General features: G+C 72.0%; 11 protein-coding genes. 3 read left to right on the forward strand and 8 right to left on the reverse strand.

Annotation, left to right across the window (positions count from 1 at the left end; genetic code table 11):
* Nucleotides 1-815: ROK family protein (locus RIF89_RS05920; RefSeq protein WP_309068214.1), on the forward strand; the 815-nt coding region annotated here is incomplete at its 5' end.
* 106 nt (nucleotides 816-921) lie between these two features.
* Here RIF89_RS05920 and RIF89_RS05925 read toward each other — a convergent pair.
* The 8 genes from RIF89_RS05925 to RIF89_RS05960 all read right to left on the reverse strand — a co-directional run bounded on the left by RIF89_RS05925 (nucleotide 922) and on the right by RIF89_RS05960 (nucleotide 9,797).
* Entirely contained in the window at nucleotides 922-1,941 is a 1,020-nt protein-coding gene (locus tag RIF89_RS05925; RefSeq protein WP_309068215.1) for a hypothetical protein, read from the reverse strand.
* A 276-nt stretch (nucleotides 1,942-2,217) separates the two neighbouring features.
* Nucleotides 2,218-3,660: an aldehyde dehydrogenase (NADP(+)) gene (locus RIF89_RS05930; protein WP_309068216.1), complete on the reverse strand. Its 1,443-nt coding sequence runs from the start codon at nucleotides 3,658-3,660 to the stop codon at nucleotides 2,218-2,220.
* A gap of 37 nt (nucleotides 3,661-3,697) precedes the next feature.
* Nucleotides 3,698-4,774, reverse strand: coding sequence for a mandelate racemase/muconate lactonizing enzyme family protein (locus tag RIF89_RS05935; protein ID WP_309068217.1), 1,077 nt, complete (start codon nucleotides 4,772-4,774; stop codon nucleotides 3,698-3,700).
* A complete protein-coding gene (locus RIF89_RS05940; RefSeq protein WP_375294439.1) occupies nucleotides 4,771-5,682 on the reverse strand; it encodes a 5-dehydro-4-deoxyglucarate dehydratase in 912 nt (303 codons plus the stop codon). The genes RIF89_RS05935 and RIF89_RS05940 overlap by 4 nt, the downstream gene beginning before the upstream one ends.
* Nucleotides 5,675-6,610, reverse strand: coding sequence for an NAD(P)-dependent oxidoreductase (locus RIF89_RS05945; RefSeq protein WP_309068218.1), 936 nt, complete (start codon nucleotides 6,608-6,610; stop codon nucleotides 5,675-5,677). Before RIF89_RS05945 ends, RIF89_RS05940 begins: the two co-directional genes overlap by 8 nt.
* A complete protein-coding gene (locus RIF89_RS05950; protein ID WP_309068219.1) occupies nucleotides 6,607-7,956 on the reverse strand; it encodes a Gfo/Idh/MocA family oxidoreductase in 1,350 nt (449 codons plus the stop codon). The genes RIF89_RS05945 and RIF89_RS05950 overlap by 4 nt, the downstream gene beginning before the upstream one ends.
* A gap of 10 nt (nucleotides 7,957-7,966) precedes the next feature.
* Entirely contained in the window at nucleotides 7,967-8,866 is a 900-nt protein-coding gene (locus tag RIF89_RS05955) for a carbohydrate ABC transporter permease (RefSeq protein ID WP_309068220.1), read from the reverse strand.
* Nucleotides 8,856-9,797: a sugar ABC transporter permease gene (locus tag RIF89_RS05960; RefSeq protein WP_309068221.1), complete on the reverse strand. Its 942-nt coding sequence runs from the start codon at nucleotides 9,795-9,797 to the stop codon at nucleotides 8,856-8,858. Before RIF89_RS05960 ends, RIF89_RS05955 begins: the two co-directional genes overlap by 11 nt.
* A gap of 172 nt (nucleotides 9,798-9,969) precedes the next feature.
* On the opposite strand from RIF89_RS05960, the gene RIF89_RS05965 reads away from it, so the two are divergent.
* Both RIF89_RS05965 and RIF89_RS05970 read left to right on the forward strand, forming a co-directional pair.
* Complete coding sequence (locus RIF89_RS05965) at nucleotides 9,970-10,986, forward strand: LacI family DNA-binding transcriptional regulator (RefSeq protein ID WP_309068222.1); 1,017 nt, start codon at nucleotides 9,970-9,972, stop codon at nucleotides 10,984-10,986.
* A gap of 199 nt (nucleotides 10,987-11,185) precedes the next feature.
* Nucleotides 11,186-12,101 (forward strand): extracellular solute-binding protein (locus RIF89_RS05970; RefSeq protein ID WP_309068223.1); only part of this gene is annotated, 916 nt, incomplete at its 3' end.

The following is a 12,101-nucleotide window of genomic DNA, read 5'->3' on the forward strand; positions in this document are numbered from 1 at the left end:
TGGACGTCGAGCACGTCGTCGCGGCGGTCGCGCGGATCGTGGACGGCTGGCGATCAGGCGCGCTGCGCGGCTGCCGTCTCGTGGGCGGCGGCGCGGCCGTGCCCGGACTCGTGCGCGCGTCCGACGGCCTCGTGCGGCTCGCGCCGCATCTCCGCTGGCGCGACGAGGACATCGCCGGGCGGCTCGCGGACGCGACGGGGCTCGACTTCGTGATCGGCAACGACGCGTCGCTCGGCGCGCGCGCCGAGCGCCTGTTCGGTGCGGCACGCGATCACTTCGACGTCATCTATCTCAACGGCGGCGCCTCGGGAATCGGCGGTGGGCTCATCCTGCACGGCATGGCGATCGGCGGATCGGAGGGGTACGCGGGCGAGTGGGGTCAGAGCCGTCCCGGCATCCTGCTCGAGTCCGACCGCCGCACGCCGCAGGGCGTGCTCGAGGACGAGGTCAACCGCGGGCGCCTGCTCGAGGCCGTCGGGCTGCCGGCCGCGGATGACGCCGCCCTCGCCCGCGCACTCGCGGACGCGACAGACCCGGTCGTGACGGAGGAGATCGACAGGCAGCGCCGGATCCTGTCCGCCGCCCTCGCGAACGCGGTCAATGCGCTCAACCCGTCGGTCATCGTGCTCGGCGGGTTCCTCGCGATCCTGCGCGATCACGATCCCGAGGGTCTGCTCGCCCTGGTGCGAGAGCAGGCGCTCGCGGCCCCCGCCGAGCGCCTCGAGGTCTGCGCCGCCGCCCTGGGCGCCGACCGCCTGCTGATCGGTGCCGCGGAGGCGGCGTTCGAGGTGCTGCTGGCCGATCCGCTGGCGTGAGGCGCCGGGGCTTCGGTCCCTCTCGTGCCAAACCACATGGTGTGAACGAAGCCACAGGGTTTGGACGGTGCGAGGCGTGTGGTCTCGTTCACGCCACATGGGCTGGTCACACGAAGGTGGGGCGGCGGGAGCGGGCGGATGCCGTGGGGAGGGTGACGCCGAGGGAGCGCAGCTGCCGGGCGAACGCCTCGGTCGTGCCGATGTGCGCCGAGCCCCACCGCAGGAACGGGCGCGCGGTGCGTGCGCGCAGGTAGTCCTCGCGGCGCTTCTCCTCGAGAAGGGCCTCCTCCACCGTGTGGCCGCGACGAAGCGCGGGATCGAGGTACTTGCTCGTGCCGTCGAACTCACCCCACGCGGGGATGTCGTCCAGCCCGAAGTCGATCCACACGGTTGTGCCGTCGGGTCCGATCATCGGCACCTGGAGTCGCGGGGGCGCGAAGCCGAGTCGGCGCAGGTGCAGCCGGCTCACGCTCTCACCCGGCAGCTGCGCGCGCCCGTCCATGAACGCGATCACGTCCTTCGCCTGGCGAAGGCCCCTCGTTCCCTTCGCCGCCACCACGCGGGCGCCGAGCTCCGCCCGCCACCGTTCGGCGCGCAGCGGATCCAGCGTCTGTCCTCTGACGGCGGCGATCCTCATCGCCGCATCGACCGCGGCGACGGCGGCCTCGATCGGCAGGGTGCGTGCGAGGTCGAACGCCGTGCGCGAGAGCGTCGTGCACCGGATCCCGTCACGCACCGTGATGTCCTCGTCTGGAAGCTCGTCGGTGTGCCGGAGCACCGTCGCGGTGGAGGATGCCCGATGGTCGATCCGCGCGATGCCGTGCACGCGCGTGGGTGCGTGGCGGTAGAGGGGGAGCCCCCAGAGCACCGCGCTCGATGCATGCGAGGCGACGAGGTCGCCGTCCTGCTTGTCGAGCTCGGCGGCGACGACCTCGAGGAGATGGCGCTGCTCCGGGCTCAGCATCTCCCAGAGGTCGGTCGGCACGTAGCGGCCCTGCCTGACACGACGCAGCCGCCCCTCTCGCACGGCGCGGGCGATCGTCGGGCCGCGCTCGCCGGAGCGCTCCAGGTCGCCGCGCGTGAGCAGCGCCGACGCGAGTTCCGCGGTGGTCCTTGTCACGAACATGCCGCGATGCTGCTCCGCCGCGAGCCCTCGCGGAGCGGCACCGCCACGGCGGAGGGACAACTCCCCGCGCGACGCGCCTGTGTACGACAGCCCCGCGTCGCTCGCCCCCCCGAGGGCGAAACCATATGCGCTGAACGAGACCACACGGTCCGGACGCGTCAGATCGTGTCGTTTCGTTCAGACGATGTGGTTTGGCACCCTCAGCAACCCCGCACCCTCAGCAACCCGGCAACCTCAGCAACCCGGCCACGTCAGCACCCGGCAACGCGCGCGGGGTCAGCGGGGCACCACGAGGGCGCCGTCCACGCGGCGGGGGATGCCGAGCGGGTTGGACTCGCGCAGGGCCGGCGGCAGCAGGCTCTCCGGGGCGTCCTGGTAGGCGACCGGGCGCTGGAACCTGCGCACGGCGGTCGCGCCGACGGACGTGAACTGCGTGTTGGTGGCGGGCCACGGGCCGCCGTGGTGCTGGGCCCAGCTGACCGCGACGCCCGTGGGCCAGCCCGAGAACAGCACGCGGCCGGAGATCTCCTCGAGGTGCGACACGAGCGCGGCGACGTCCTCGCCCTCCTCGCGGTGCACCGTCGCCGTGAGGCCGCCGGGCAGCGCGGCGATCGCGGCGAGCAGCTCCTCCGGCGACGCGTAGCGGACCAGCAGGGTGAAGGGACCGAAGACCTCCTCGAGCAGCGCGTGCGCGTGTTCCCGCAGGGTCGCGACATCGGTCGCCGCGACGAGCGGCGCGGGGCCGTCGCCGGCCTCGCCGGTCGCCACGACCTCAACGCCGGGCACGGCCGACACGCGCTCGATGCCCGCCGCGAAGCCGTCCTGGATCGCGGGGGTGAGCAGACGCGGCGGGGTGAGGAGGTGCGCGGGAAGCGCGGCCTCGACCGCCGAACCGGCGGGAACGAACACCACGCCGGGCTTCGTGCAGAACTGGCCGGCGCCGAGCTGGAACGAGCCCGCGAGACCCTCCGCGAGGGCCGCGCCGCGCGCGGCGTCGGCACCCGGCGTGACCACCACCGGGTTGAGCGAGCCGAGCTCGCCGTAGAACGGGATCGGCTCCGGCCGCGCGGCCACGCGATCCAGCAGCGCGCGGCCGCCGCGCACCGAGCCGGTGAAGCCCACGGCGCGGATGACCGGGTGGTCGACGAGTGCCAGGCCGGCCTCGAAGCCCTCGGTCAGCGCGAACACGCCCTCGGGCGCGCCGGCCTCCGCGAGCGCCCGCACGACGACGGACGCCATCCGGCGGGACGTCTCGGGGTGCCCGGGGTGCGCCTTCACGACGACGGGGCAGCCGACCGCGAGGGCCGATGCCGTGTCGCCACCCGCCACGGAGAAGGCGAACGGGAAGTTCGACGCCGCGAACACCCCGACCGGGCCGAGCGGACGCAGCACGCGCCGCAGGTCGGGAATCGGGGGAGTGGCGGACGGATCCGGATGGTCGACGGTCGCCTCGAGATACGACCCCTCCTCGACCACGGTCGCGAACAGGCGCAGTTGCGCGGTCGTGCGGGCCAGCTCGCCCACGAGTCGCGGGTCGGCGGGCAACGCCGTCTCCCGCGCCGCCACCTCGATCAGGGCCGCGGCGTCCGCGTCGATCGCGTCGGCCGTACGGCGTAGCCATGCGGCGCGCGTGCGGTCGTCCGTGCGCACGGTCGCGGCGAACGCGTCCTTCGCGGCGCGTGCGATCCGGTCGACCTCGTCGGGGGTCGTGTCGGTCATGCGAAATCCTCTCGTCGCCGTCGTCGTCGCCGTCGTCTCAGCGGAAGCGGAAGCCGAGCCCCTGAGCGGGGCCGCCGGTCACCCGACCGTCGGCGACGGTCACGCCGGTGGGCTCGGCGAGGGCGCCGAGCGCGCCGAACGCGGCGTCCTCGACATCCTCGATCCAGGTCGTCTCGGGAAGCGTATACGCCACCTGAGCCGACAGCTCGGGAAGCAGGTGCGGAGCCAGTTCGACGCCGCGCTCGCGCGCCAGGTCGGCAATCTCGAGGAAGGGCGTGATGCCGCCGACGCGCACGATGTTCGGCTGCACGACCTGCAGCGCCCCTGCATCCAGGAAGTCGCGGAAGCGGTGCACCGTGTGGATGTTCTCGCCGGCCGCGATCGGCACGCCGAGGGGGCGGATCCGCCGGGCGAGCTCGCGATAGCCGGCGAGGTCGTCGGCGCGCAGCGGCTCCTCGACCCAGCCGATGCCGTGCTCGGCGAGCGCCGGGATCGCTCGGCCGGCGGTCTCGAGGTCCCAGCGCTGATTCGCGTCGACCATCAGCCGGCGGCCCGGACCGAGGACCTCGCGCACGGCGGCGACGCGCGCGACGTCCTCGGCGAGGTCGGGGCCGCCGACCTTGATCTTCACCGCGGCGAAGCCCGCGGCGACCCAGCGCTCGGCCTGCGCGACCAGCTCGTCCAGCGGGTAGTGCAGGTTCACGCCGCTGCCGTAGGCGGGGAGCGCGTCGTGGCGACGGCCGAGGAGGCCGGTCACCGAAGCGCCCGCGCGCCGCGCGCGCAGGTCCCACAGGGCGAGATCCAGCCCCGCGAGCGCGATGGTCGTGATCCCGCCTCCGCCGGCCTCGTGCACGTGCCGCCACAGCTCGTGCCAGACACCGGGCGTGGCGGGCCTGCCCATGGCGGCGGGGACCAGGTCCGTGTCCAGCAGCGCCTTGACCGCGGTGCCGCCGATCTGCGGCGTCCAGGAGAAGCCGTGCCCCTCGCCGCCGTGCGCGTCCCGCACGGTGACCGAGATCACCTGAAGGTCCGTGACGTCCGGTCCCCAGGGGCGGGTGAGCGGGATGCGGATCAGCCGGGTGACGGCGTCCGCGAGCGCGGGCGCGTCCGTCATGCAGACAGCTCCCGGCCGGCCGCCAGCAGCGCCTCGAGCCGCCCGACCTGCTCGGGCGTCGGGTCCACGAGCGGCGCGCGCACGGATCCGACGGGCAGTCCGCCGAGGCGCACCCCGGCCTTAATGAGCGACACCGCGAACCCCGGCGTCTCGTCGCGCAGGTCGACGAGGGGCGCGTAGAACCCGTCGATCAGCCGCGCCTGGGTCACCAGGTCTCCCGCGCGATGCGCGGCGAAGAACGCCACCGCGATATCGGGGGCCATCGCGAACACGGCCGAGGAGTACATCGGCACGCCGACCGCTGTGTACGCGGCCTGGCTCATCTCGGCGGTCAGGAGGCCGTTGAAGAACAGGATGTCCCGGCCGGAGGCCGCGGCCTCGCGCACGAAGCGCTGGGCGACCGCGAGGTCGCCCACCCCGTCCTTGACGCCGATCACCTGCGGGAGCTCGAGCAGCCGCGCGATGGACCCGGGGCTGAACTGCGCCGCGCCACGGTGGTAGACGATGAGCGGCAGCCCGGTCGCCGCGGCGATCGCCTCGACGTACGCGACGAGTCCCGCCTGCGGGCCCTGCACCAGATAGGGCGGCATCACGAGCAGGCCGTCCGCGCCGAGTCGCTCGGCCTCCCTGGCGCACGCGATCGCGTGTCCGAGCGGCCCGCCGACGCCGGTCAGCACGGGCACGCGCCCTGCGGTCGCGCGCACGGAGGCGGCGACGACGACGGCGTACTCCTCAACCGAGAGCGCGTGGAACTCGCCCGTGCCGCACGCCGCGAACACCGCGCCCGGTTCGTGGCCGACGCGCTCGGCGACGTGCTGCTCGACGAGCGCGGCGTCCACGCGCCCGGCCTCGTCGAACGCGGTGACCGGGAAGAAGAGCACGCGGTCGGGGATCATCAGGTCACGCATGGGGGGCCTCCTCGGCGGTGCGGATCGGATCGGCGGGCGGCGCGGAGTGCAGCTCGGTGCGCCAGCTGCGGCGTGCGCGCCAGCCCAGCAGCCGCTCGGCGCGCGCGCTCGAGAACACCGGCTCGGACCCGGCGAGCTGTGCCGCTGCCGGCGCGAGCGCGGGCACGTGCGTCGCGAGCGCCTCGGCCGTCGGCTGCTCCACCATGGCGTCGGCCGCGCCGACGAAGAACACCTCGCCATTGGGGACCTCGCCGGCGCGCGCGAGCCACGCGGCGACGAAGTCGCCCGCATCGCGCGCGTCGACGTAGTTGAACAGCGCGACCGCCGACAGCGCGGGATCCGCGAGCCGCTCGACGATCGTGTGGCCCTGCTGGGTCGGCGCTCCCGTCCACTCCTCCGGCGCGATCACGAAGCACGGCCGGAACACCCCGAACCGCGCGCGATCGCCGTCGCGCCGCACGGCCATGCGCACGATCTCCTCGATCGCGACCTTCGAGGCGGCGTAGCCGGTCCAGGGGGCGATCGGATGCGCCTCATCGAGCGGCAGATAGGCGGGCTCCCAGCCGTGCGGGGCGCCGTAGCCGATCACGGTCGGGCTCGAGGCGACCAGCAGCGCGCCGACGCCGGCTGCAAGCACGGCGTCGAGCACGTTCCACATCAAGCGCGTGTTGACGTCGAAGATCTCCGCGTCGGGGCGCGACCCCGGCACGGCGATCGCCGCCAGGTGCACGACCGCGTCGGGCGCGAGATCCGCGAAGGCCTCTCGCGTCGCCGCTGCGTCGAGCAGGTCGATCTGCAGCTGGCGGGCGGGCAGCCCCTCCGCCCCCGCGCGGTCGATCGACACGACATCGTGGCCGGCCTCCGCGAGCACCCGGACGACGCTGCGCCCGAGTCGTCCCGAGCCGCCCGTCACGACGATCCTGCTCACGTTGTCGCTCCCGCCAGCGCCGCGCCGGCGGATCCCAGGTCGAGGTCCGCGATGCGGACCGACTGCCCGGCCTCGAGCGAGCGGTTGCCCGCGAGGCCCACGACCATCGAGCGCACCCCGTCCGACCAGTCGGCCGTCCGCCCGAGCGGATCGTCCTGCGGGCCCACGAAGACATCCCGCAGCAGCACCGCGTCGCCGCCGCCGTGCCCGCCGGCGCCCTCAGGGATCGGCACCTCGCGCGCCGCCTCGAAGTGCTTCTGCACGACGAGGCGCTCGCTCACGGGGCGCTGCGCGTCGTCGCTCACGAGATCGGGCCGGGCGCTCGGGTCGACGACCGTGCGCCCGTGCTCGTCCACGAGCACCGAGCCGCGTTCGACGACCGTGAGCTCGGCGCGGCCGAGCGTGCCGTTCACTGCGACCGTGTAGCCCTCCCAGGGCGCGTGCGCGTTGAGGGAGTACGACATCGTGCTGCCGCGCGCGTAGTCGACCACGAGCGCCAGGTTGTCCTCGATCGTGATGCCCGGATCGAACACGTCGCGATCACGCACGTAGCCGTCGTGCTCCTCCTGGTCCAGGTAGAGGCCCTTCCACGTCGGATCGGTGCGCAGGTCGAGGCTGAACCGGTCGCGCAGCGGCGAGTCGGTCGTGCCGCGCTCCGGCCGGGGGCCGAGGCCCCGACGGGAGGCGTTCTCGGCGCCGTAGAACCGCAGTCCCCCCGAGGCGTAGACGCGGGCGGGCACGTCGTCGATCCACCAGTTCACGAGGTCGAAGTGGTGACTGGACTTGTGGATCAGCAGGCCGCCCGAGCGGGACTTGTCGCGATGCCAGCGTCGGAAGTAGTCGGCGCCGTGCGCGGTGTCCAGCACCCACTCGAAGTGCACGCTCGTGACCTCGCCGATCTCGCCCGATGCGATCACCTGCTTGAGTGCGCTGTTGCGCGGCGAGTAGCGGTAGTTGAACGTGATCGTGACGTCGCGGCCCGTACGCGCGGCCGCCTCGGCGATCCGGCGGACGCCCTTCTCGCTCGTCGTGAGGGGCTTCTCGACGACGACGTCGGCGCCGGCGTCGAGGGACGCGACGATGTAGTCGGCGTGCGTGAAGTCGGGCGACGTGATGATCACGCGGTCGACATCGTGACCGCGGATCGCGTCGGCGAGGCGGGCAGGCTCGACGAGCGCGGGGGCGCCGAGACCGGGGTGCTGCGCGAGCGACCAGTCCCGGCGACCCGGGTTGGAGTCGGCGATCGCGACGAGCTCTGCCACGTCGGCATGCGCGGTCTCGATCGCGGACAGGTACATCTGCGCGCGTGAGCCGGAGCCCACCAGGGCGTAGCGGCGGCGGGTCATGCGGGACCTCTCACTTGATGCCGGACGTCGCGGAGCCCTTGATGAGGAACCGCTGGCCGAACAGGAACACGAGGAACAGGGGGACGAGCGACACGACGCTCATGGCGAACATCGAGCCGTAGTCCGAGGCGGACTGGGCATCGAGGAAGCCCTTCAGCGCCAGGGATGCGGGGAACAGCTCCGGCAGGCGCACGTAGATCAGGGGCCCGAAGAAGTCGCCCCACGTCCAGATGAACGTGAAGATCGAGGTCGTCGCGAGCGACGGCACGATCAGCGGCAGCGTGATCTGGAAGTAGCTGCGCAGGTGCCCCGCGCCGTCGATGCGCGCGGCCTCGAACAGCTCCTTCGGCAGGCCCCGGATGAACTGCACCATCAGGAAGATGAAGAACGCCTCGGTCGCGAGGAACTTCGGCGCGATCAGCGGCAGGAACGTGTTGAGCCAGCCGAGCTCCTTGAAGATGATGAACTGCGGCACGAGCAGCACCTGGAACGGCAGCATGATCGAGCCGAGCATGATCGCGAACGCGAGGTTGCGGAAGCGGAACCGCAGCCGCGCGAAGGCGTATGCCGCCATGGAGCACGAGATCAGATTGCCGACGATCGCGCCCATCGCGATGATCGCCGAGTTCAGCAGGAACTGGCCGAACGGGTGCTGCAGGTCGTTCCAGCCGTTGACGTAGTTCTCGGTCGTGAGGTTCGTCGCGAACAGGCTCAGGTCCCGGAAGATGTCCGCGTTGGGCTTGAAGCTCGACACGACGAGCCACAGCAGCGGGTAGATCATCAGGATCGACACCGCGGCCAGCAGCGCGTGCTTGCCGATGGAGCGCAGCGCGCCGGCTCGGGCGCCCGCGCGGCGCCGGGGGAGTGGCGCGGCGGTCGGGCGGATGAGGGTCTCGGTCTCAGTCGTCATAGAACACCCAGTACTTCGAAAGCCAGAAATTGAACGCCGTGAACGCCGCGATCACGAGCACGAGGAACCACGCCATGGCGGAGGCGTAGCCCATGTCGAGCTCGGTGAAGGCCTCCTTGTACAGCAGCAGCGTGAAGAACATGGTCGCGTCGCCCGGTCCGCCGGTGCCGCCGGAGACCACGTAGGCCTGCGTGAACGACTGGAACGCGAAGATGATCTGCAGCACGAGGTTGAAGAAGATCACCGGTGTGAGCAGTGGGAACGTGATCGAGAAGAACTGCCGGAAGCGGCCCGCGCCGTCCATGGACGCGGCCTCGTAATACATCTCGGGGATCTGTCGCAGCCCGGCCAGGAAGATGACCATGGGAGAGCCGAACGTCCACACGTGCAGCACGATCAGCGTGCCGAGCGCGAAGTCCGGATGGCCGATCCAGCCGGGGCCCTCTATGCCGAACCAGGCGAGGAAGCCGTTGACCAGGCCCTCCTTGCCGAACACCTGGCGCCACAGGATCGCGATCGCCACGGAACCGCCCAGCAGCGACGGCAAGTAGAACACCGAGCGGTAGAACGACAGGCCGCGCATGCCCTTGTCGAGCAGGATCGCCAGGCCCAGCGCGAGCGCGAGCTGCAGCGGCACGCCCACCACGACGTACACGATCGTGACGCGCATCGAGTTCCAGAACCGCGGATCCGCGAACATCGCCGTGAAGTTGTCCAGCCCCGTCCACTCGGGCGGACGCAACAGGTTGTACTCCGTGAACGACAGGAACAGCGACGCCGCGATGGGTCCGATCGTCAGGCCGATGATGCCGACGAGCCAGGGGAGGAGGAACAGCACCGCGGCCTTGTTGTCCGGGTACTTCTCCTTCACGCGCGGCGCGTCGCCCGTGCGCCGCAGCGCGATCGTGCGGAGCTCGCCGAGACTGCTCACTTGACCTCCTCGTCAACGCGAAACCGGCTCTTGCTCTCGCCCGTCGGGACACGGGCCGTGAAAGCGGTTTCTCAGGTGTCATGATTATCAGCACGTCGCGGCCGTCACGTCAAATGGCCGCCGATATCGTGGGGACGGATCCGACGCGATCGTCGGAGAAGGAGGGGCTGGGATGGCCGCAGGTCGCGAGCACGTCACCATCGCGGATGTCGCGCGCCGCGCGGGGGTCTCGCCGGCCACGGTGTCGCGCATCATGAACGGCCGGTTCGCGGGCGAGGAGGAGATCGCCGAGCGGGTGCGCGCCGCGGCCGACGAGCTCGCGTACGCGCCGAGCCCGCTCGCTCGCAGCCTCGCGCTGGGCCGCACGCACGCGATCGCGTTCATGGTGCCGGATCTCGCGAACCCCGCTTTCCAGTCGGTGCTCGCGGGGCTCAGCAAGACCGCGGCGCGCGACGGCTATCGCGTGCTCATCGCCGATTCGGGGGAGTCGCCGAGCGAGGAGCCGCTGCTCGCGACCGAGATCCGCCGGCGCACGGACGCCATCGTCCTGTGCGCGCCGCGCATGCCCGAGGACGAGCTCGTGGCGCTCGTCGAGCGACTGCACCCGCTCGTGCTCATCAATCGGCGTCTGCCCGACGCCGTGCGCCCGGCCGTCGCGCCGTCGCTCTCGATCGACTACCGGACGGGCATCGCCGCGATCGCCGCACATCTGTACGCGCTCGGCCATCGGCATCTCGCGTACGTCTACGGACCCGAGCGGAGCGCGTCGAACGCGCACCGAGAGCGCGGCCTCGACGACTTCGCGCGCGAGCATCCGGACGTGCGCATCGCACGGATCCCTGCCGGGGCGGCGTCCGAAGAGGGCCGCGCGGCGGCTCCGCTCGTGAGGGACAGCGGGGCCACGGCGGCGCTCGCCTTCAACGATCTGGTGGCCATCGGTCTCATCGGCGGCCTGCGCCGGCTCGGCCTGAGCGTCCCGGGCGACATCTCCGTCACGGGCTTCGACGACATCCCGCTCGCGCAGTACCTCGATCCGGCGCTGACGACCGCGTCCGTGTCGCACGCCGACCTCGGGGTGGTGGCGTGGAACCGCATGCACGCCCTGATCCGCGGGGAGGAGCCCGGTCACGATGTCGTGTTCCAGCCCCGCCTGGAGCTGCGGGCGTCGACCACCGCGCCGCGATCCTGAGGGCGCCCGCGCCATTTGTTCGCGGTCACCACATCGTCGTTGACACCCTGCGGCGGCGGGTGCTATTTTCCGTGAAAGCGGTTTCTCCGGTCCGCGCCGGAGAGTCGCCCGGACGGCTGCACAACAGTTCCGCCGTCCGTCCCGCACCCGGTACACCGGCGGCTCTGACGGCCGTCTCTTCCCGAATCGAGGCGCAATGATGCGTATCAGCAGGTCGCGCGCGACCACAGGCACCCCCAAGCTCGCGGCGTTCGGCTCGCTCGCCGCGGCGACCGCGCTCGTCCTCACCGGATGCTCCGGCGGCGGTGGCGGCGGCGCGGAGCCGGCCCCCTCCGACGAGGAGGTCACGCTCGAGATGTCGTGGTGGGGTGACGACGCCCGCGCCGCACTGTTCGGCGAGGTGATCGACCTCTTCGAGGCCGAGCACCCGAACATCACCGTCACGCAGACGCCCGTGGGCGCTCCCGAGGACCTCTTCAATCGCCTCGCGACCGACTTCGGCGCCGGCGGCGAGACCGCGCCCGACGTGTTCGCCCTGGGCGGCGCCAAACCGCAGGAGTACGGCGAGCTCGGCGCGCTGCTGGACTTCGCGGAGGTGTCCGACCAGCTCGACACGTCCGACTACCCCGACTTCTCGCTCACGAGCGCGACGGTCGACGACACGCTCTACGGCCTTCCCACCGGCGGCAACGCGACCGCGGCGTTCGTGAACACCGACATCTTCGAGCAGGCCGGGGTCGAGGTGCCCACCGAGGGCTGGACCTGGGACGACCTGATCGAGGCCGCGAACGAGATCGGCAGCGCGGAGCTGGAGAACGAGGCCGGCCAGCCGATCTACGGCATCGACCTGCGGATCCAGGACATGCTGGGCACCTACACGAGCCAGCTCACCGAGACCGGCATGTACGACTGGGAGGGTCAGCTCGGCGTCGACGCCGACGACATCGCCGGCTGGTACGAGATCGAGCAGCAGCTGCTGGAGGGCGGAGGGCTGCCCGACCCCGAGGTCGTCACGAGCAACTGGGCGCTGCCGCCCGACCAGCAGCCGTTCACGCTGGGTCAGGCCGCCATCACCTTCGGCTACTCGAACCTGATGGCCGCTTACTCGGGCGCCG

The organism is Microbacterium sp., assembly GCF_031178525.1.
GTDB lineage: Bacteria > Actinomycetota > Actinomycetes > Actinomycetales > Microbacteriaceae > Microbacterium.